Source organism: Streptomyces physcomitrii (assembly GCF_012273655.1).
Classification (GTDB): Bacteria; Actinomycetota; Actinomycetes; order Streptomycetales; family Streptomycetaceae; genus Streptomyces; species Streptomyces physcomitrii.
Genome location: NZ_JAAWWP010000002.1, coordinates 199,943 through 220,002, shown reverse-complemented (window position 1 = coordinate 220,002; position 20,060 = coordinate 199,943). Strand labels below are relative to the sequence as shown.

The 20,060-nt window shown below is 74.3% G+C and carries 16 protein-coding genes; 9 read left to right on the top strand and 7 right to left on the bottom strand.

Going from position 1 to position 20,060, the window contains the following annotated elements; translation table 11 throughout:
• Positions 1–60 precede the first annotated feature (60 nt).
• On the bottom strand, positions 61–1,833 hold the full coding sequence (locus HFV08_RS04165; protein WP_168535991.1) for an acetyl/propionyl/methylcrotonyl-CoA carboxylase subunit alpha: 1,773 nt from the start codon (positions 1,831–1,833) through the stop codon (positions 61–63).
• Between the two features lie 441 nt (positions 1,834–2,274).
• On the opposite strand from HFV08_RS04165, the gene HFV08_RS04160 reads away from it, so the two are divergent.
• Positions 2,275–2,727, top strand: a complete 453-nt coding sequence (locus tag HFV08_RS04160; protein WP_312885367.1) for a hypothetical protein — start codon at positions 2,275–2,277, stop codon at positions 2,725–2,727.
• A 125-nt stretch (positions 2,728–2,852) separates the two neighbouring features.
• Here the strand turns inward: HFV08_RS04160 and HFV08_RS04155 are convergent, their stop codons facing one another.
• The 4 genes from HFV08_RS04155 to HFV08_RS04145 form a co-directional block, all read right to left on the bottom strand.
• The gene (locus tag HFV08_RS04155; RefSeq protein ID WP_168535987.1) at positions 2,853–3,476 is read right to left on the bottom strand and encodes a nucleoside triphosphate pyrophosphatase; all 624 of its coding nucleotides are present in this window, start codon (positions 3,474–3,476) and stop codon (positions 2,853–2,855) included.
• A gap of 52 nt (positions 3,477–3,528) precedes the next feature.
• Entirely contained in the window at positions 3,529–3,657 is a 129-nt protein-coding gene (mmpB, locus tag HFV08_RS32050; protein WP_257786943.1) for a morphogenic membrane protein MmpB, read from the bottom strand.
• A gap of 144 nt (positions 3,658–3,801) precedes the next feature.
• The gene (locus HFV08_RS04150) at positions 3,802–4,008 is read right to left on the bottom strand and encodes an acyl-CoA carboxylase epsilon subunit (protein WP_040253068.1); all 207 of its coding nucleotides are present in this window, start codon (positions 4,006–4,008) and stop codon (positions 3,802–3,804) included.
• Positions 4,009–4,055: 47 nt separating this feature from the next.
• On the bottom strand, positions 4,056–5,663 hold the full coding sequence (locus HFV08_RS04145; protein ID WP_168535985.1) for an acyl-CoA carboxylase subunit beta: 1,608 nt from the start codon (positions 5,661–5,663) through the stop codon (positions 4,056–4,058).
• A 162-nt stretch (positions 5,664–5,825) separates the two neighbouring features.
• Between HFV08_RS04145 and HFV08_RS04140 the strand changes: the two genes are divergently transcribed.
• The 8 genes from HFV08_RS04140 (at position 5,826) to HFV08_RS04105 (ending at position 18,901) form a co-directional block, all read left to right on the top strand.
• Positions 5,826–6,725 (top strand): biotin--[acetyl-CoA-carboxylase] ligase, encoded by a 900-nt coding sequence (locus tag HFV08_RS04140; protein WP_168535983.1) that lies wholly within the window; start codon positions 5,826–5,828, stop codon positions 6,723–6,725.
• A 192-nt stretch (positions 6,726–6,917) separates the two neighbouring features.
• Complete coding sequence (locus HFV08_RS04135; protein ID WP_168535981.1) at positions 6,918–8,213, top strand: adenylate/guanylate cyclase domain-containing protein; 1,296 nt, start codon at positions 6,918–6,920, stop codon at positions 8,211–8,213.
• A gap of 200 nt (positions 8,214–8,413) precedes the next feature.
• Complete coding sequence (locus HFV08_RS04130) at positions 8,414–9,229, top strand: enoyl-CoA hydratase-related protein (protein WP_312885366.1); 816 nt, start codon at positions 8,414–8,416, stop codon at positions 9,227–9,229.
• 159 nt (positions 9,230–9,388) lie between these two features.
• Positions 9,389–10,534 carry a GGDEF domain-containing protein gene (locus HFV08_RS04125; RefSeq protein ID WP_168535979.1) on the top strand — a complete coding sequence of 382 codons (1,146 nt, stop codon included), beginning with the start codon at positions 9,389–9,391 and terminating at the stop codon, positions 10,532–10,534.
• A gap of 1,076 nt (positions 10,535–11,610) precedes the next feature.
• Positions 11,611–14,271 carry a class III lanthionine synthetase LanKC gene (gene lanKC, locus HFV08_RS04120; RefSeq protein ID WP_168535977.1) on the top strand — a complete coding sequence of 887 codons (2,661 nt, stop codon included), beginning with the start codon at positions 11,611–11,613 and terminating at the stop codon, positions 14,269–14,271.
• A 12-nt stretch (positions 14,272–14,283) separates the two neighbouring features.
• Entirely contained in the window at positions 14,284–14,415 is a 132-nt protein-coding gene (locus HFV08_RS04115) for a SapB/AmfS family lanthipeptide (RefSeq protein WP_168535975.1), read from the top strand.
• Between the two features lie 170 nt (positions 14,416–14,585).
• A complete protein-coding gene (locus tag HFV08_RS04110; RefSeq protein ID WP_312885365.1) occupies positions 14,586–17,030 on the top strand; it encodes an ABC transporter ATP-binding protein in 2,445 nt (814 codons plus the stop codon).
• Entirely contained in the window at positions 17,027–18,901 is a 1,875-nt protein-coding gene (locus HFV08_RS04105; protein ID WP_168535970.1) for an ATP-binding cassette domain-containing protein, read from the top strand. The genes HFV08_RS04110 and HFV08_RS04105 overlap by 4 nt, the downstream gene beginning before the upstream one ends.
• Positions 18,902–18,932: 31 nt before the next feature.
• On the opposite strand, the gene HFV08_RS04100 is transcribed toward HFV08_RS04105, so the two are convergent.
• Positions 18,933–19,346, bottom strand: a complete 414-nt coding sequence (locus HFV08_RS04100) for a TraR/DksA family transcriptional regulator (protein ID WP_168535968.1) — start codon at positions 19,344–19,346, stop codon at positions 18,933–18,935.
• Positions 19,347–19,520: 174 nt separating this feature from the next.
• A complete protein-coding gene (locus HFV08_RS04095) occupies positions 19,521–20,036 on the bottom strand; it encodes a GNAT family N-acetyltransferase (protein WP_168535967.1) in 516 nt (171 codons plus the stop codon).
• Positions 20,037–20,060: the final 24 nt, after the last annotated feature.

The following is a 20,060-nucleotide window of genomic DNA, read 5'->3' as shown; positions in this document are numbered from 1 at the left end:
CGGGAAGCCCCGCCGGACGGTGGTCCGACGGGGCTTCCCGGCTGAACTGGCGCCGGGGGCTCAGTCCTTGATCTCGCAGATGGCGGCGCCGGAGGTGATCGAGGCGCCGACCTCGGCCGCGAGGCCCTTGACGGTGCCGGAGCGGTGCGCGTTGAGCGGCTGCTCCATCTTCATGGCCTCCAGGACCACGATGAGGTCGCCCTCCTTGACCTCCTGGCCCTCCTCGACCGCGATCTTCACGATCGTGCCTTGCATCGGGGAGGCGAGGGTGTCGCCGGAGGCGGCCGGGCCGGACTTCTTGGTGGCGCGGCGCTTGGGCTTGGCGCCCTGGGCGAGCCCGGTACGGGCCAGCGACATGCCGAGCGAGGAGGGCAGCGAGACCTCCAGGCGCTTGCCGCCGACCTCGACCACGACGGTCTCGCGGCCCGGCTCCTCGTCGCCCTCGCCCTCACCGGCGGGCTGGAAGGGCGCGATGTCGTTGACGAACTCGGTCTCGATCCAGCGGGTGAAGGTCGTGAACGGGTCCTTGGAGCCGGTGAGTTCGGGCGCGAAGGCCGGGTCCCTGACCACCTTGCGGTGGAAGGGCAGCGCGGTGGCCATGCCCTCGACCTGGAACTCGTCCAGGGCGCGGGCGGCCCGCTGGAGCGCCTGCTCGCGGGTGGCGCCGGTGACGACCAGCTTGGCGAGCAGCGAGTCCCAGGCGGGGCCGATGACGCTGCCGGCCTCGACACCGGCGTCCAGGCGGACACCGGGGCCCGAGGGGGCGTTGAAGGTGGTGACGGAGCCGGGGGCCGGGAGGAAGCCCCGGCCCGGGTCCTCGCCGTTGATGCGGAACTCGAAGGAGTGGCCGCGCACCGCCGGGTCGGTGTAGCCCAGTTCCTCGCCGTCGGCGATCCGGAACATCTCGCGGACCAGGTCGATGCCGGTGACCTCCTCGGTCACCGGGTGCTCCACCTGGAGGCGGGTGTTGACCTCCAGGAAGGAGATGGTGCCGTCCGCGCCGACCAGGAACTCGACGGTGCCGGCGCCCTCGTAGCCCGCCTCCTTGAGGATGGCCTTGGAGGCGGCGTAGAGCTCGTCGTTCTGCGCCTCGCTGAGGAAGGGCGCGGGGGCCTCCTCGACCAGCTTCTGGTGGCGGCGCTGCAGCGAGCAGTCGCGGGTGGAGACCACCACGACGTTGCCGTGCTTGTCGGCGAGGCACTGGGTCTCGACGTGGCGCGGCTTGTCGAGGTAGCGCTCGACGAAGCACTCGCCGCGGCCGAAGGCGGCGACCGCCTCGCGCACCGCGGAGTCGTACAGCTCCGGGACCTCTTCCAGGGTGCGGGCGACCTTCAGGCCGCGACCGCCGCCGCCGAAGGCCGCCTTGATGGCGATCGGCAGGCCGTGCTCCTTGGCGAAGGCGACGACCTCGTCGGAGCCCTCGACCGGGTCGGGGGTTCCGGCGACCAGCGGGGCCCCTGCCCGCTGGGCGATGTGACGGGCCGCCACCTTGTCGCCGAGGTCCTTGATGGCCTGCGGGGGCGGGCCGATCCAGATGAGTCCGGCGTCCAGTACGGCCTGGGCGAAGTCGGCGTTCTCCGAAAGGAACCCGTAGCCGGGATGCACCGCATCCGCGCCCGAGTCCGCGGCGGCCGCCAGTACCTTCGCAATGTCGAGGTAGCTGGTCGCCGGAGTGTCACCGCCCAGGGCGAACGCCTCGTCCGCCGCGCGGACATGCAGGGCGTCCCGGTCCGGCTCGGCGTAGACGGCCACACTCGAGATACCCGCATCCCGGCATGCCCGGGCAACGCGGACTGCGATTTCGCCACGGTTGGCGATGAGCACCTTGCGCACGATGGCTCCCTCCTTGAAACAAGCTGAGTTTAGGGACAGCCGACACGGCCTTACGACCCGTCCCCAGTGGTGAGCTTGCCCACACGGAGCGTGATTCGAGGCCCGCTCTTTTGGTGAAACCCCTTGTCGTGCCGCCGTTGACAGGTTTCCTCACCCGCACCCTAGCCCGCTGGTGTGGTCAAGGTCTCTGTGAATTCATGCCGCGCCCTGCGGGGTTTCTTTGTGGAGTCCCTACGAATGGCCCAGTCATTCTTTGCCTTTGCCCGACCCCTTGTCCCAAGGTTTACCCGTTAGTAGCGTTCGCGGTGTTCGAACGTAGTGGTACGCAGGCCGGAAGAGTCCGTGGTCCACCGGCCCACCCGGGGCCGTCTGCCGGGCAACGGGCGGGCCCCTCAGGGGCGGTAAGTCGAAAGCGGGTGGGGTGCGGTGGTGCGCAGACCGGTGGCACTTGTGGGTGCGGTCGTCCTGGTGGGGGAGGCGATCGGGATCGGGCTCCTCAACTGGTTCCTCGGCCTCGTCGTCGACCGGCAGGACATGTCGATGGGCGGGCTCGACCCGGACGCGATGTCGATCGGCACCTGGATCGGCGGCGGGCTCTTCGGCCTCTACCTGCTGCTGTGCGCGCTGGTCATGCTCCTGGTCGGCATCCGCAACCGGCCCGCCGTCGGCATCGGCCGGATCCTCCTCATCAGCGCGGCAGTTGTGCACGCGCTGCTCGGCGCCTTCACCGTCGGCCTGGTCGGCTGGCTCGCCTTCGTCTTCATGATGGTGGTCTTCGGCCTGATCGTGCTGACCCTGGTCGCGGACGCCAGGACCGCCGACGCCGTCGACAAGGGCGAGGGCCCCGCGGAGAGCGGGCCCGGAACCGAGGGCGGCGCCCCGCAGCCCGCCTGAGCGCCCGCGTACGCGCCCCACGCGCCGTGCGAAGGCCGACCGCCCGTCCCGGGTGGCCGGCCTTCGGTCTGCGCACGGGCGTACGGGCGGGCGTGCGGGCGTGCGGCGGAGGGCCGGAGTCCGGCTCAGTCCCGTGCCCCGGCCGCCCACAAGTCGGTGATGCCCACGCCGAGTTCGGCGAGCAGCTTGCGCAGCAGCGGCAGCGAGAGGCCGAGGACGTTGCCGTGGTCGCCGTCGATGCCGTCGATGAAGGGCCCGGAGAGCCCGTCCAGGGTGAACGCGCCCGCCACGTACAGGGGTTCACCCGAGGCCACGTACGCCTCGATCTCCGCGTCGCTCGGGCTGCCGAAGCGGACCACCGTGGAGGCGGTGGCCGCGCGGTGCCGTCCCGAGGCCGTGTCGTAGACGCAGTGGCCGGTCTGCAGGGTGCCCGCGCGCCCACGCATCGCCTGCCAGCGGGCCCTCGCCTCGGCGGCGTCGGCGGGCTTGCCGAGCGCCTCGCCGTCCAGGTCGAGCACCGAGTCGCAGCCGATCACCAGGGCGCCGGAGGAGACCACCTCGGGGCGGGCGGCGACCACCGAGGCCTTCGCCTCGGCCAGGGCGAGCGCCAGCTCGGCGGGGGTCGGCGCGCTCACCGCGTCCTCGTCCACCCCGCTGACGATCACTTCGGGGGCCAGTCCCGCCTGCCGCAGCAGTCCGAGCCGGGCCGGGGACTGGGAGGCGAGCACGAGGCGGCGCTGATCACTCATGGGCTCAGCGTAGACGAGCGGCCGGGGCCCCTCGCCGCCGTCCCGGCGGACCTCAGCGCACCCCGAGGATCAGCAGCGCCAGGATCACGGCGACGGCGATCAGCACGGAGGCCCGCCGCAACATGGACTGCATCTCGCGCAGCTCCTGCGGGGGCTCGTTCTTCGGATCGGACCACAGCATGCGGACCATCCTGGCGCCCGCGCCGACCAGGGGCCTGAGTACGGGTACTCAACCCCCGCCGGGCGCCGCGGAGAAACCCCGCCGGACACGGCCGCGGGCGCCGCCGCACTCCTCGTGCGACGGCGCCCGCGGCGGATCGGCAACCTAGGCCGGCCAGTACGTACGGCCCCAGGACTTGGGGCCCGGTGCCGGTACCCGGCTGGCGGCGAGCCGCGCCGGGTCCGCCCAGGCCTCGGGCACCGCGGGGCCGCCGTCCGGCGCGGCGTCGGCCGCGGCGGCGCGGGCGCGGACCACCGCGAGCGCGGCGGCCAGTTCCTCGGGGGTCGGGTTGCCCCGTACGACCTTGATCATGTCCGCTCCTCCTGGGGGTTCGGGGGATGGGGGCTCGGAGGCCGGGACTACAGCGGGATGTTGCCGTGCTTCTTCGGGGGCAGGGACTCGCGCTTGCTGCGCAGCTGGCGCAGTCCGCGGACCAGGTGGCTGCGGGTGTCCGAGGGCATGATCACCGCGTCGATGTAGCCGCGTTCGGCCGCCGTGTACGGGTTGAGCAGCCGGTCCTCGTACTCCTGGATCAGCTCGGCGCGCAGGCCCTCGCGCTCGGCGTCGGGGGCGGCGGCCAGGGTGCGGCGGTGCAGGATGTTGACGGCGCCCTGGGCGCCCATCACGGCGATCTGGGCGGTGGGCCAGGCGAGGTTGAGGTCCGCGCCCAGGTGCTTGGAGCCCATCACGTCGTAGGCGCCGCCGAAGGCCTTGCGGGTGATGACGGTGATCAGCGGGACGGTGGCCTCGGCGTAGGCGTAGATCAGCTTGGCGCCGCGGCGGATGATGCCGGTGTGCTCCTGCTCGACGCCCGGCAGGAAGCCGGGCACGTCCACGAAGGTGAGCACCGGCACGTTGAAGGCGTCGCAGGTCCGCACGAAGCGGGCGGCCTTCTCGGAGGCGTCGATGTCCAGGCAGCCCGCGAACTGCATCGGCTGGTTGGCGACGATGCCGACCGGGTGCCCCTCCACCCGCCCGAAGCCGGTGACGATGTTCGGCGCGAAGAGCGACTGGGTCTCGAAGAACTCCCCGTCGTCCAGGACGTGTTCGACCACCGAGACGATGTTGTACGGCTGGTTCGCGCTGTCCGGGATGATCGAGTCCAGCTCGCGGTCCTCGTCGTTCGCCGCGAGATCGGCCTCCTCGGGGAAGGCCGGCGGGTCGCTGAGGTTGTTCGACGGCAGGTAGGACAGCAGCGTCTTGATGTACTCGATGGCGTCCTTCTCGTCGCCCGCCATGTGGTGCGCGACGCCGGAGGCCGAGTTGTGGGTACGGGCGCCGCCCAGCTCCTCGAAGCCGACGTCCTCGCCGGTGACCGTCTTGATGACGTCCGGGCCGGTGATGAACATGTGCGAGGTCTGGTCGACCATCACCGTGAAGTCGGTGATCGCGGGGGAGTACACCGCGCCGCCCGCACAGGGCCCGACGACCAGGCTGATCTGCGGGATCACCCCGGAGGCATGGGTGTTGCGGCGGAAGATCTCGCCGTAGAGGCCGAGCGCGCTCACGCCCTCCTGGATACGGGCGCCGCCGGAGTCGTTGATGCCGATGACCGGGCAGCCGGTCTTCAGCGCGAAGTCCATCACCTTGACGATCTTCTGCCCGAAGACCTCGCCGAGCGCGCCGCCGAAGACGGTGAAGTCCTGCGAGAAGACCGCGACCGGGCGGCCGTCGACGGTGCCGTAGCCGGTGACCACGCCGTCCCCGTACGGGCGGTTCTTCTCCAGGCCGAAGTTGGTCGAGCGGTGCTGGGCGAACTCGTCCAGCTCGACGAAGGACTCGTCGTCCAGGAGCAGCTCGATGCGCTCGCGCGCGGTCAGCTTGCCCTTGGCGTGCTGCTTCTCCACCGCGCGCGCCGAACCGGCGTGCGTCGCCTCCTCGATGCGCCGCTGCAGGTCGGCGAGCTTGCCAGCGGTCGTGTGGATGTCCGGCGCGGGGGTTTCCTGCGGCTGTTGCGGCTCTGACATCGGGCTGCGGCTCCCTGCCTGCTCAAATGGGGACGGGTCGGGGGGACGGTTCGGGGACGGAGATCGGGGGACCGTCCGACTGGCCTACGGTTACTGCGTCGTAGCGTATCGGCGTGCATACGGTTCAGCAGTGCGGCGTTGACCACACCTACGCTGGCTTGCATGACGTCTGAAGATGCCCGAGGCGAACCGGGCGGCCGCTGGTCCGACCTCGACCGCCCGCCGCTGGACGCCGCGTCGCTGCGCCGCGCCCTGGTCCGCCCCGGATCCCTGTGGACCTCCCTGGAGGTCGTGCCGAGCACCGGTTCCACCAATACCGATCTGACGGCCGCCGCCGACGCCCTGGACGAGGGCACCGTGCTGGTCGCCGAGGAGCAGAACGCCGGGCGCGGACGGCTGGAGCGGCGCTGGAACGCCCCGGCCCGCAGCGGCCTGTTCTTCTCGGTCCTGGTGCGCCCCGGTGACGCGAAGGAGGGCGCGGAGCCCGTCCCCGTCGAACGCTGGGGCTGGCTGCCGCTGCTCGCCGGGGTGGCCACCGCGACAGCGCTCTCCCGCACCGCGGGCGTGGACACCGCACTCAAGTGGCCCAACGACCTCCTGGTCACCGTCGGCGCCGAGGAGCGCAAGACCGGCGGCATCCTCGCCGAGCGCGCGGGCACCGGCGCCGTGGTCGTCGGCATCGGCCTCAACGTCAGCCTGCGCACCGACGAACTCCCGGTCCCCGGCGCCGGCTCCCTCGCCCTCGCGGGCGCCGCGAGCACCGACCGGGACCCCATCCTGCGCGCGATCCTGCGCAGCTTCGCCCAGTGGTACGGGGACTGGCGCGAGGCGGGCGGCGACCCCGGGCTCTCCGGGCTCCAGGAGACTTACGCCGCGGGCTGCGCCACCCTCGGCCGCCGGGTGCGGGCCGAACTCCCGGGCGGCGGGCAGATCATCGGCGAGGCGGTGGCCGTGGACGGCGACGGGCGCCTGGTGCTCGCCACCCAGGACGGTGTCCAGGAGCCGGTGGGCGCCGGGGACATCGTGCATCTCAAGGCGGCGGGGCCCGCTCCGCGCGAGTGAGACAGCGCACATCTGCCGTACTGTGTCGGCACGCGGGACCGCGTGGCCGAGGACGTCCGCGCTGACGGTCCGCCGGGGTGGTGAGGTACACCGCCCGGCGGTACCGGGCTCCGGGCGGCTCTCGTGAGCTGGATCTCATAAACTGGGGTTCCAGTTGTACACTGACCGCGGCAGATCGGAAGGGCAGCAGGCGTGAGCGTCGACGACACGGGCTCCGGCGCGGCACCCGGGCCCGGCCGCTCGCAGCGAGAGGCCGGGGAGGGGCAGCCGGAGACCCGGCGGGAGTCCGGCTGGCGCGAGCGGGCGACCGGCGACGCCGGGCTACCCCTCTCCGCGGAACCCTTCGACGAGGCGTATCCCGCCCCGGACGCCGGCGGCGCGGACCGCTCCGGGCCCGCGGGCCCGCAGGGCGAGGGCGCGGACGGCGAGTCCGAGGAGGCCAGCGAGAACCCGCTGGCGCTGCGCATCGAAGGCCTCATCCTCGGCGCCGAGCGCCGCTACACCCCCTTCCAGGCGGCCCGTACCGCCGGCGTCTCCATGGAGCTGGCCTCGCGGTTCTGGCGGGCCATGGGCTTCGCCGACATCGGCCAGGCCAAGGCGCTCACCGAGGCCGACGTCCTCGCCCTGCGGCGGCTCGCCGGTCTGGTCGAGGCGGGGCTGCTCAGCGAGGCGATGGCGGTGCAGGTCGCCCGCTCCACCGGGCAGACCACCGCGCGCCTCGCGGAGTGGCAGATCGACTCCTTCCTGGAGGGCCTGACCGAGCCGCCCGAGCCCGGCATGACCCGCACCGAGGTCACCTACCCCCTGGTCGAACTGCTCCTGCCGGAGCTGGAGGAGTTCCTCGTCTACGTCTGGCGGCGCCAGCTGGCCGCCGCCACCGGCCGGGTCGTCCAGGCCGGGGACGACGAGGAGATGGTCGACCGCAGGCTCGCCGTCGGCTTCGCCGACCTGGTGGGCTTCACCCGGCTGACCCGGCGGATGGAGGAGGAGGAGCTCGGCGAACTCGTCGAGGCCTTCGAGACCACCGCCGCCGACCTGGTCGCCGCCCGCGGCGGACGCCTCATCAAGACCCTCGGCGACGAGGTCCTCTACGCCGCCGACGACGCGGGTACGGCCGCCGAGATCGCCCTGCTGCTCATCGAGACCATGGCGCACGACGAGACCATGCCGGCGCTGCGGGTCGGCATCGCCTTCGGCACGGTCACGACCCGGATGGGCGATGTCTTCGGCACCACCGTGAACCTCGCCAGCCGCCTCACCTCCATCGCCCCCCGGGACGCGGTCCTGGTCGACGGCGCCTTCGCCCAGGAGCTGACCCGGACCTCGCTGGCCCCGGCCTCCGAGGCCGAGGCCGCCGAGGAGGCCGCCGCCGCGGAGAAGGAGGGCGAGGAGCCGCCGGACTACCGCTTCGCCCTCCAGCCGATGTGGCAGCGCCCGGTCCGCGGCCTCGGCGTGGTCGAGCCCTGGCTGCTCACCCGGCGGGGCTGAGGCGGGCGGCTCGCGCTCGCGGCGCCGGGAGGGGCGGTGCTGGGTCGGCCGGTGCCCGGGCGGGCGTGCGAGGTGCGGCGGGGCGCGTGTGCGGGTGTCGCGCGCCGGGGACCGGGAGTCCCCCGCTGAGGCCTTTTGCCGGGCACCGGAAAGCTGACATGATCCCCGGGTAACGATCGTTAACGTCAGCGGAGGGCGTCGTGGCGCAGGGTGTGGTGGAGCAGCGGTACGGGGATTTCGTGGCGGTCCGGAGGCATGAGGCGCATCCCTACGTCGCCGAACTGGCGCTGGACCGGCCGAAGGCGATGAACGCCGTCTCCAGCGCGATGGCGGCCTCGCTCGCCGAGGCCTGCGAGGCGCTGGCGGCGGACCGGGACGCCCGCGTCGTGGTGGTCACCTCCACCCATGAGCGCGCCTTCTGCGTCGGCGCCGACCTCAAGGAGCGCAACTCCCTCACCGACGCCGAGCTGGTCCGCCAGCGCCCGCTGGCCCGCCGCGCCTACACCGGCGTCCTCGAACTCCCCCAGCCGACCCTGGCCGCGGTGCACGGCTTCGCCCTCGGCGGGGGGTACGAGATCGCGCTCGCCTGCGATCTGATCGTGGCCGACAGCACGGCCCTGGTCGGGCTGCCCGAGGTCTCGGTCGGCGTCATACCGGGCGGCGGCGGCACCCAGCTGCTGCCGCGCCGGGTGGGCTCGGCCCGCGCCGCGGAGCTGGTCTTCTCCGCGCGCAAGGTGCCCGCGGTCGAGGCCCGCGAGATCGGCATGGTCGACTTCCTCGTCGAGGAGGGCGCCGACCGCGCCGAGGCCCTGGCCATGGGCGCCCGGATGGCGGCGAACTCCCCGGTCGGCCTGCGCAACGCCAAGCGCGCCCTGCGCCTGGGCAACGGCCTCGACCTGCCCAGCGGCCTGGAGATCGAGGACGCCGCCTGGCGGGCCACCGCCTTCTCGGGCGACCGCGCGGAGGGGGTCGCCGCCTTCAACGAGAAGCGCTCGCCGAACTGGCCGGGGGAGTAGCGGGCACCCGGGCCGTGTCCGGACACGGCCCGGCACCCCGGCTACCGGAGTCCCCTCCCGTCTCTGCCCTCCCGTCCCGGGAGCGCGGCGCCCGGCCGCCGTTCCCCCGCTTCGCCGCCTGATCGCCCCTCTCCGGGCAAACCTCCCTAATCTGGAGCAATGGCGGAGGAAATACGGCTCCGGGCCGTGGTGTCACTGGCGCAGGGGATGGCGGCGGCGCGGTCGTCCCGTGAGTCCTGGAAGGCGGCGGCGATCGGGGCCTGCCGGGGCCTGGACGGCAGCTTCGCCGCGCTCTCGGTCTGGGAGCGGGAGCTGGGCAGGCTGCGGGTCCTGGTGAACGTCGGCGAGCGGGCCGAGGGCGAGGAGGAGTTCCCGGCGGCCGAGGCCTATCCGGTGCACCAGTTCCCGGAGATCACCGAGTTCCTGCACGAGCGGTGGATCGGCGGCGGCGAACCGAACGCCTGGGTGGAGACGGCCCAGGGCCCCGCCGAGGCGGAGGCGGGGTACTGCCACCAGCGGGTCGCCGCCCTGCGCAGGCGCGGGCGCGGCTGCTGCGTGGTCGCACCCGTGGTGCTGCGCGGCCGGGCCTGGGGCGAGCTGTATGTGGCGCGACCGCACGGGCAGCCCGTCTTCGGCCAGGGGGACGCCGACTTCGCCACCGTGCTCGCGGCCGTCGTCGCGGCGGGCATCGCCCAGACCGAGCGCCTGGAGGAGGCCCACCGGCTCGCCTACACCGACGCCCTCACCGGGCTCGCCAACCGCCGCGCCGTCGATGTCCGGCTCGACGAGGCCATCGAGGAGCACCGCACCGGGGAGGCCGTGGTCAGCCTCGTCGTCTGCGACCTCAACGGCCTCAAAAAGGTCAACGACACCCAGGGCCACGCCACCGGCGACCGCCTCCTCGAACGCTTCGGCTCCCTGCTCTCCCTCTGCGGCGCCATGCTGCCGGGCGCCCTCGCGGCCCGCCTCGGCGGCGACGAGTTCTGCCTGCTCTCGGTGGGCCCCTCGACCGAGGAGGTGGTCCGCGTCGCGGGCGAGCTGTGCCGCCGGGCCACGGACCTCGGCGTCGGTGACGGCGTGGCCTGCGGGGTGGCCTCCACCGGCGACCCCATCGGCCCGGTGCGCTCGGCCCGCCGCCTCTTCCGCCTCGCGGACGCCGCCCAGTACCGCGCCAAGGCCGCGGGCTCCGACAAGCCGGTGGTCGCCGGTCACGAGGGCCCCGACGACGAGGTCATCCGCCTCGCCGACGCCCCGGCCCCACCGGAGGGCGAGCGCCGAAGGATCCGGGGGCGGAGACCGGCCTGAGGCGGGGGCGAGGGGTGCGCGCCGTAGAAGGCTTGCCCGGGGGCGGTCCGTCGGTCGGGTCTCTGAGGTACTGGACGCCCGGGTCCCTGAGGTATCGGCCGCTGGGGGTTCTTGAGGTACCGGCCGTCGGGGTCCTTGAGGTATCGGCCGCTGGGGGCGCTTGAGGCACCGGCCGTCGGGGTCCCTGAGGTATCGGCTGCTGGGACTCCGGAGCTGCTGCCGGTCGCCGGGGCTCTGGAGGTGTTACCGGTCGCTGGAACTCCCGAGATGCCGGTCGCTCGGGTCTCGCTGAGGCAGGCGGCCCGGGACCATCAGCCCCGCGCCCGTCGGCCCGAGTTGCCCCCGCGCCCGTGGGCCCGAGTTGCCCCCGCGCCCGTGGGCCCGAGCTGCCCCGCACCTGCCCCGCCCGAGCTGCCCCGCACTCGCCCCCGGCCACCCCCACCCGACTCGCCCCGCCCCCGCGCCCCCTCAACCGCCCCTCTCGCAACCGCGCGCCCCCTGGTCCCGCCCAGCCCGTGCACGTACCCCGTACGTGGCTCCGGTCGCCCCCGGCTGATGTGCCGCGCCCGGCGGCCCGATCGCGTACGTACACTCCCCGTACCCCTTCTGACGTGCCCGGATGAGGTGTGGCCGGACCCCTCGCAGGCGTGTCCCGGGTGGGCGGCCGGAGGCGAGTCGCTGATCAAACGACATTCACACTGTGTGCATTTCGCATAGGCAGCTGGTGACGATCGTGACTAGGCGCCCCCTGCCCCGCGTGGAACTGTCATCCCGTCGCCGAGCAGGCGCTGACCGACACCGAACAGGCCCCGAGCGCAAGCCGGTTGGCGGCCGATCCGGTACCCGGCAGCCCGGCCCGGCACCGAAAGCCCGGCCCGCGAGCCCTGCACGCGGCCGACAGCCCGACCCGGACCCCGGACTCCGAAAGCCCGACTTGGAACCGGAAGTCCGAAAGCCCGACCCGGAACCCAGGGCCCGACAGCCCAGCCCGGCTCAACCCAGCTCAGCTCAGCTCAACCCAGCCCAACCGGAACCCAGAGTCCGAACGCCCGGCCCGAAACCGACAGGGGGTGCGCATGAACCCGGAGTACGCCGTGTACTGCGATGCCGACCGCTACTTCTATGACGCGCCCCGCCGGGTCTCGTCGGCGGCGGACGCCCGTACCGTGCACTTCCCGACCGTACGGGGGCCGCTGCCGGAGGGCTGGGAGCGGCATCTGCGGGGGGACTGGGCGGCGTTCACGCCGGTCGGGGCGCGGCTGCCCGCGCAGGGCTGGAAGATCCATGTCTCGGCGGGCCTCGACAACGCCGCCTCGGTGCTCGACCGGGTGGCGGGCCACTGCTTCGCCGCGGGGGTGCCCTTCAAGTGCCTGCCCAGCCCGTATCTGCTGCACATGCGCAGCGCCAAGTACGCGGACCGGGCCGGGAGCGGGAAGTTCCTCACCGTCTATCCCGCCGACGAGAAGCAGTGCGAGGAACTCGCCGGTGCGCTGGACGCGTTGCTGGCGGGTGAGCACGGCCCGTATGTGCTCAGCGATCTGCGCTGGGGCGCCGGGCCCGTGTATCTGCGCTACGGCGCCTTCGCGCAGCGCTACTGCTACGGCGAGGACGGCGCGCTCTGCCCGGCGGTCGAGGACCCGGAGGGCCGGCTCGTCCCCGACCTGCGCGGACCCGCCTTCCGTACCCCGGACTGGGTGGAACCGCCCGACTTCCTGCGCCCCCATCTGGAGGCGCGGGCCGCGCTCGCCGTCACCGACCTGCCGTACGCCATCGAGGGCGCGCTGCACTTCTCCAACGGCGGCGGCGTCTACCTCGGCCGGGACAAGCGGACCGATGCCCGGGTGGTCCTCAAGGAGGCCCGGCCCTACGCCGGTCTGGCCGCCGACGGAGCGGACGCGGTGGCCCGCCTGGAGCGCGAGTACGAGGTGCTGCGGCAGCTCGCCGGGCTGCCCTCGGTGCCCGAGGCGCACGAGCTGCTGAGCGTGGGCGAGCACCGCTTCCTGGTGATGGAGTACGTGGCGGGCACCACCCTCAACACCGTCTTCGCCCGCCGTTTCCCGCTGGCCGCCAGCGAGCCCGGGCCGGAGGCGCTGGCCGAGCACGCCGCGTGGGCGCTGCGGATGCACGGCCTGGTCGAGGAGGCGGTGGCCGCCGTGCACGCCCGGGGCCTGGTCTTCAGCGATCTGCACATGAGCAATGTGATGGTCGCCGAGGACGAGTCCGCGGTCTTCCTCCTCGACTTCGAGGCCGCGGCCCCGGCCGCCGAGAACCGCCGGCAGGTGGTCGCCAACCCCGCCTTCGTCGCCCCCGCCGACCGGCGCGGCACCGACATCGACCGCTACGCCCTCGCCTGCCTGCGCCTGGCCCTCTTCCTCCCGCTCACCACCCTGCTCCCGCTGGACCGGGCCAAGGCCGCGCACCTCGCCGACCTCATCGCCGCCCGCTACCCCGTGGACCGGAGCCTGCTCGACGAGGCCGTCCGCGAGATAGGCCGCGGGGACAGCCGCGCCACCGCGGTCCGCTCGGCGCCGCACCTCCCGGCCCAGCCGACCGAGCCGCACCTCTCGGCCGAGCCGACCGAGCCGTACCTCCCGGCCGCGCCGACCGACTGGCCCGCCGCCCGCGACTCGATGGTGCGCGCCCTGCTCGCCTCGGCGACCTTCGACCGCGAGGACCGCTGCTTCCCCGGGGACATCGCCCAGTTCGCCTCACCCTGCGGCGGGCAGTCCTTCGGCTACGGCGCGGCCGGGGTGCTGTACGCCCTCGACTCGGTGGGCACCCGATGTCCGGACGCCGAGGAGTGGCTGCTGCTGCGCAGCAAGCGCCCCGCCTCCGGCACCCCGCTCGGCCTCTACGACGGGCTCACCGGCACCGCCTGGACGCTGTGGGGGCTCGGCCACCGCGAACACGCCCTGGAACTCGCCCACTTGGCCGCCGAGCAGGCCCTGGAACCGCTCGCCCCCGATCTGCACTCGGGCCTCGCCGGGATCGGCCTCGCCCTCGGCGACCTCGCCGAGCAGTCCGGGGACGGCACCCTGCGCGAGGCCTCGCTGCGCTGCGCCGAACTCGCCGTACGCACCCTCGCCGCCCCGCCCCGCAAGGGCGGCCGCGCCGGACTCCTGCACGGCGCCGCCGGAACCGCGCTGCTCTGCCTGCGCACCTACGAACGCACCGGTGACCCCGTGCTCCTGGAGGCCGCCGCGGTGGCACTCCGCCGGGACCTGGCGCGCTGCCGGACCGACTCCCGCGGCGCCCTGCTCGTCGACGAGGGACGGCGCACGATGCCCTACCTGGGCGCGGGCAGTACCGGCATCGGCATGGTGCTCGACGCCTACCTGGAGCACCGCGAGGACGAGGAGCTCGCCGGACAGCGCCCCGCCGTGCTGGGGGCCGCGCTCTCCTCCTTCTACGTACAGCCCGGACTCTTCCGCGGGGTCGCCGGCCTGCTGCTGCACCTCGCGCAGACCAGTACCGAGGTGCCGGACCGGCCGGGTGCCCTGCACCGGCAGGCCGCCCTGCTCAGCTGCCACGCGGTCCCGTACCAGGGCGAACTCGCCTTCCCCGGCGAGCAGTTGTCGCGGCTCTCGATGGACCTGTCCACCGGAACCGCGGGCGTACTGCTCGCACTCGGCAGCGCGCTGGGCGGTACCGCCGCGCACCTGCCGTTCCTGCCGCCCACCGCGGCCCACAAGCCGGTCCTGTCCCAGGGCCGAAACGTAGGAACTCCCTGTCCCTGAAAGGAAAAAACCATGTCGCTTCTCGACCTCCAGACGATGGACACCCCGAAGGAAGAGGCCTTCGGTGACCTCGCCACCGGCAGCCAGGTGAGCCTGCTCGTCTGTGAGTACAGCTCGCTCAGCGTTGTCCTGTGCACCCCGTGATGCCAGGCCTCGTAGCCTGACCCCTCGGCGCCCGCGCGCAGTGCGCCGTGCTCAGAGGTGGTCCTGGTCCCGGGCGGCGATGCCGCCCGGGACCGTTCATCTGCCCGCGGTCCGTACCCGGGCCGCCCCGGCGCCGCGCGAGCGGCCCCGGGAGGGAGAGAGGAGACCCGGTGGACCAGGCCGCACCCGCCCCGGCGGACGGTCAGCCCGCAGCCTCAGCGGAGGAGCGGCCCGCGGTGTCCCCGGCGGACCGGTCCGAGGCGATCGCGGACCAGCGGCCCGGAGCGAGGGCGGATACCCGGCCCGGAGCGACTACCCGGCCCGGAGCGACCGCGGAGGAGCGGTCCGCGACGACCATCGAGAAGCAGCCCGCGGCGGCAGCCGAGAAGCGGCCCGCGGCCCCGGCGGCACACCGCCCCATGGCCCCGGCGGCACACCGCCCCGCGGACGCACCCCCCGGCCCGTCCGCCGTCTCGCCCCCCGCCTCGCCTGCTGTCCCGCCCTCCACCCCGTCTGACGTCTCGCCCCCCGACCCGCCCGCCGACGATCTCCTGCTCCGCGCCACCCTGCGGCACAGCCGGGGCCGGAGTGTCCTTCTGCTGCTGTGCGGTGCGGGGGCGGCAGCCGCGGCCGTCGCGCTGCCCGCGGTGCTCGGGCGGACCCTCGACCTGCTGCTCGCCGGCCGGGCCGGCGGCACTCAACTCCTGCTGTGCGCGGCCCTGTTGGTGACCGAGACCGCCCTGGACGCCGCGGTGGCCCTGCTCGGCGGACTCACCGGGGCGCGTTCCACCGCCTGGCTGCGCGGCCGGGCCACCACCGCCCTGCTCGCGGGCGAACCCCGGCGGGCCGCGGCCTTCCCGGCGGGCGACCTGGCCACCCGCCTCACCGCCAACGCCGCCGACGCGGGTACCGCCCCGGTCACCGCGGCCACCGCCACGGCCGCCCTGCTGCCGCCGCTCGGCGGACTCGCCGGGCTGCTGCTCCTCGACGCCTGGACCGCCGCCGCCTTCCTGGCCGGGCTGCCGCTGCTCGTCCTGCTGCTCCGCGCCTTCGCCCGCGCCTCCGCCGACGGCACCCTGCGCTACCAGCAGGCCCAGTCCCGGCTGGCCGGGCGGCTCACCGAGGTCCTGTCCGGCGCCCGCACCGTCGCCGCCGCCGGTACCGGTGCCCGGGAGCGTGCCCGGGTCCTCGCCCCGCTCGCCGAGATGAGCGAACAGGGGCACCGGGTGTGGCGGGTGCACGGCCGGGCCGCCGCCCGCGCCCAGATCCTGATGCCGCTGCTGATGGTGCTCGTCCTCGCGGTCGGCGGAATCCGTCTGTCCGCAGGGGAGTTGACCGTCGGCGAGCTGCTCGCGGTCTCGCGGTACGCCGCCCTCGCCGCGGGCATCGGCGCGCTCACCGGCGCCCTCGGCGCGCTCATCCGGGCCCGCACCGCCGCCCGCCGCCTCACCGCCCTGACCACGCTGGACGCCCTGCCGCACGGCTCCGGGGAGCTGCCCGCCGGGGGCCGCGGCGCGCTGGAGCTGCGCGGCGTCACCGTCGTCCGGGACGGCACCGCCCTGCTGCGGGACATCGACCTCGCGCTGCCCGGCGGGACGACGACCGCCGTGGTCGGCCGCTCCGGCGCGGGCAAGTCGCTGCTCGCGGCGGTCGCCGGACGGCTGACCGACCCCGACCGGGGCGAAGTCCGGCTCGACGGCGTCCCGTTGGCCACGCTCGACCGCTCCGCGCTGCGCCGCGAGGTCGGCTACGCCTTCGAACGCCCCGTCCTCTTCGGCGACACCGTCGCCCAGGCCCTCGCCTTCGGCCCGTACACCCCACCCGCCGAACAGGTTCACGGCGCCGCCACCGCCGCGGGCGCCGACAGCTTCGTACGGCTGCTTCCGAGGGGGTACGAGACACCGCTCACCGAGGCCCCGCTCTCCGGGGGTGAACGCCAACGCCTGGGCCTGGCACGGGCGTTCGCGCACGCGGGCCGCCTGCTCATCCTGGACGACGCCACCTCCAGCCTGGACACGGTGACCGAACGCCAGGTCGGCCGCGCGCTGGCCACCCAGGTCGGCGAGGGCGCCCGCCTGGTCGTCGCCCACCGCCTCTCCTCGGCCGCCCGCGCCGACCAGGTCGTCTGGCTGGACGAGGGCCGGGTCCGCGCGGTCGGCCCGCATGCCGTGCTCTGGCAACAGGCCGCGTACCGGGGGGTGTTCGGGGAGAGCGGGGAGGCCGAGGGGCGTACCGCGCTCGCGAGCGATCTGGGGGCGGGCGCCGAGGGCGGCACCCGTGCGGGCGCCGGTGTCGATGCCGATACCCGGCGGGGGACCGGTGCCGCTCGCGGAAGCCACGACGCTCACCGTGGCGATCACCATCGCCACGGCGATGGCGATGGCGATGGCGCCGATGGTGGCGACGGCTTTCGCGGAACCGAAGCCGCTCACCCCGGCTCCAGCGCCAGCCCCGGCCCCGGCCCCGGCGACACCGAGACCGTGACCTTGACCGATACCCCTGACAGCACCGAAGCCGCCCACCGAGCCGACCCCCCTCCCGCAAGCCCTGCCGACCCCCCTCCCGCGAGCCCTGCCGAGCCGCATGCCGTCACCACCCCGGAGGCCCGGCGATGACCGCGACCGAGTTGCCGCCCGCCGCCCCCGGTGCCGCGCCCTCCCGTACCCCCGCGCAGGGGGCCGGGGCGGATGAGCGGCGGGGGAGTCTGCGCCGGGTGGCGCCGCGGGCCGGGCGGTTCCTCGGGCGGCACCGGAAGGCGCTCGCCGGGCTCGGTGCCTGGTCGCTGCTGGAGTCGGCGCAGACCTTCCTCGGCGGCTACGGCGTCGCCCGCGCCCTGGACCAGGGCTTTCTGGCCGGGGACACCGCGAAGGGGCTGCTCTGGCTCGCGGTCGCGGCGGTCGGCGCGCTGCTCGGCGGGGTGGCCGTGCGGGGGGTGTTCCGCCACCTCGCCGGGCTCGTCGAACCGCTCCGGGACGCCCTGGTGCGCCGCGCCGTCTCCCGCTCGCTGGCCGAGGCCCTCGCCGACCCGGCCCGCGCCGACAGCGCCGCGGTCTCCCGGATCACCCACCAGACGGAGATCGCCCGGGACGGCTTCGCGGGGCTCGTCCTGACCGTGCGGTCCTTCCTCTTCACCTCGGTGGGCGCGGCGGCCGGGCTGCTCGCCCTGGAACCGGTCCTGCTGCTGCTCGTCCTGCCGCCGCTGCTCGCGGGGCTCGGCCTCTTCCTCGCCACCCTGGCCCCGATGGCGGCGCGGCAGCGCGCGCTCCTGGACGCGGACGAGGCGCTCGCCGCGCACGCGGGGCGGCTCGGCGAGGGGCTGCGGGACATCACGGCCTGCGGTGCGCAGGACCAACTGGCCCGCGAGTCGGCGGAGTTGATCGCCGCCGAGGCGAAGGCGGGCCGCTACCTCGCCCGTTGGGCCGCGGTACGCACGGTCGCACTCGGTATCGCCGGTCAACTGCCCGTGCTCGTCCTGCTGGTTGCCGTGCCCTGGCTGCTGCGCCGGGGCGTGTCCGCGGGTGCCCTGCTCGGCGCCCTGACCTATGTGACCCAGGCGCTGATCCCCGCCGTGAACGCGCTGCTCGCCTCGCTGGGCGCGGCCGGCACCCGCCTCCTGGTCGTCTGCGACCGCCTCTCCCGCCCGATCCCACCCGGCGGCCACCTCGACCCGGCACCGGAACCCGCTCGGAGCGACGGCCTCCCCCGCCCCGACCGGGAACCGGCAGCCCCCGCCGCCCCCCTCCGCAAGCCGCCTCCCGCCGCCGAACTGCGCGGGGTGAGCTTCGCCTACGGGCCCGGCGCGCGGCCGGTGATCGACGGGCTCGACCTGGTTCTCGGCGCCGGGGAGCATCTGGCGGTGGTCGGGCCGAGCGGGATCGGCAAGTCCACGCTGACGGCCCTGCTCGCCGGGGTGCTGCCGCCCCGGGAGGGGCTCGTCCTGCTCGACGGCGCCCCGATCGGCGCCCGCCGGGCCCAGGAACTCGCCGCCCTGCGCTGCCTCGTACCGCAGCAGGCCTATGTGTTCGGCGCCGCCCTGCGCGAGAACCTCGGCGCGCTGCGGCCCGAGGGCGTGCCGGAGGCCGAACTCGACGCGGCGGTCGCGGAGTTGGGCGCGGGCGAACTGGTCGACCGGCTCGGCGGCCATCAGGGGATGGTCGACCCCGCCGCGCTCTCCGCGGGCGAGCGCCAGCTGCTCGCGCTGCTGCGGGCCCACCTCTCGCCCGCCCCGCTGCTGATCCTGGACGAGGCCACCTGCCATCTGGACCCCCTGGCGGAGGCCCGTGCCGAGCAGGCCCTCGCCGCGCGCCCCGGGACCCTGGTGGTGGTCGCCCACCGGATCTCCTCGGCCCGCAGGGCGGACCGGGTGCTCGTCCTCGACGGCACCCGCGCGAGCCTCGGCACCCACGCCGAGCTGCTCCAGAAGAGCGCGCTCTACCGGGAGTTGGTCGGGGTCTGGGACGAGTACGAGGAAATCGGCGCCCCATGACCCGGCCCCGATCCGGCGCTTGCCCGCCCGCTCAGCGCCGCCCGCCCGCCGCGCACTCCACGCAGGTGCGGGCGGCCGGACGTACCTCCAGGCGCCCGGCGGGGATCGTCCGGCCGCACTCCTCGCAGCGGCCGTAGTCGCCGTGGTCGAGGCGTTCCAGGGCCAGGTCCAGGGCGGTCAGCTGCTCGCGGGCCTGGTCGAGCAGGGCGGCGACATGGGAACGCTCGAAGGCGGTGCTGGACCCCTCCGGATCGTGCTCGTCGTCCACCGCCACCAGGGAGTTGGCCTCGACGATCGCCGCGAAGTCGCGGTGCAGGGCGGCGATCCGGGCCTGGGTGTCGGCGCGCGCGGCGGACAGCCGGGCGCGCACGGACTCCCGGTCGGACCCGCCACTCGCCCCGGTGCCGGCCCCACTCGCCCCGATGCCGTCCACAAAATCTCCCATTACCTCCCGAACGGCACCGGCCGGCCGCCTATTCCGCGCCCGCCACGGAACACGGCACAGAGCAATACGGCACAGAGCAATACGGCACAGAGCAATACGGCACAGGGCAATACGGCACAGATCAGCACTGCACAGAGCGGTACGGCACCGCTCCGCACCGCCGCGAAACGGGGATCATTCCTCCGTGTCCACGAATCCCAGTCTGCGGTTCATGGCGATGGCGCTCGTATTCGCCGGGTGGTGAAAGGTGCGGACGGTGTGTGCCCGGTACTCCCTGGCGAAGCGCATGCCGACGGTCTTCATGGCGATGGAGATGCCGCGGCCCCGGTATCCCGCCCGGACGCCGGTCATCTGGTTGAAGACGAAATTCCCGTGTTTCGACATGGCCGCCATGCCGATCCACTCCGCCCCGTCCAGGGCGAGGACGACCGCGCGGGGGTCGTAGGAGGGCACCGCGAAGCGCCGTTCCGTGTACTCCTCGTAGGAGAAGAACTCGCCCCGCTCGGGGATGTCGGCGGAGCACTCCTTGTTGAGTGCGTAGAGTGCCCGGCGGTTCTCCGGGGTGTCCCCGAGTTCGGCCAGGGTGCACAGGCGGATGCCCTCGGTCTCGCAGCGGGTCAGATAGCCCGCGAATCGGCGGGCGTCGAATGCGGCGACGGCCAGTTCGAGTTTCACCCAGCGCACAGCCATGTTCTTCCTTCCGGGAGGTCTGGT

What these genes read in the sequence shown, in the direction of transcription:
- HFV08_RS04155 (WP_168535987.1), bottom strand. Translation starts at nt 3,476, where the DNA reads ATGAGTGATCAGCGCCGCCTCGTGCTCGCCTCCCAGTCCCCGGCCCGG.
- mmpB (WP_257786943.1), bottom strand. Translation starts at nt 3,657, where the DNA reads ATGCTGTGGTCCGATCCGAAGAACGAGCCCCCGCAGGAGCTGCGCGAG.
- HFV08_RS04150 (WP_040253068.1), bottom strand. Translation starts at nt 4,008, where the DNA reads ATGATCAAGGTCGTACGGGGCAACCCGACCCCCGAGGAACTGGCCGCC.
- HFV08_RS04145 (WP_168535985.1), bottom strand. Translation starts at nt 5,663, where the DNA reads ATGTCAGAGCCGCAACAGCCGCAGGAAACCCCCGCGCCGGACATCCAC.
- HFV08_RS04140 (WP_168535983.1), top strand. Translation starts at nt 5,826, where the DNA reads ATGACGTCTGAAGATGCCCGAGGCGAACCGGGCGGCCGCTGGTCCGAC.
- HFV08_RS04125 (WP_168535979.1), top strand. Translation starts at nt 9,389, where the DNA reads ATGGCGGAGGAAATACGGCTCCGGGCCGTGGTGTCACTGGCGCAGGGG.
- lanKC (WP_168535977.1), top strand. Translation starts at nt 11,611, where the DNA reads ATGAACCCGGAGTACGCCGTGTACTGCGATGCCGACCGCTACTTCTAT.
- HFV08_RS04115 (WP_168535975.1), top strand. Translation starts at nt 14,284, where the DNA reads ATGTCGCTTCTCGACCTCCAGACGATGGACACCCCGAAGGAAGAGGCC.
- HFV08_RS04105 (WP_168535970.1), top strand. Translation starts at nt 17,027, where the DNA reads ATGACCGCGACCGAGTTGCCGCCCGCCGCCCCCGGTGCCGCGCCCTCC.
- HFV08_RS04100 (WP_168535968.1), bottom strand. Translation starts at nt 19,346, where the DNA reads ATGGGAGATTTTGTGGACGGCATCGGGGCGAGTGGGGCCGGCACCGGG.
- HFV08_RS04095 (WP_168535967.1), bottom strand. Translation starts at nt 20,036, where the DNA reads ATGGCTGTGCGCTGGGTGAAACTCGAACTGGCCGTCGCCGCATTCGAC.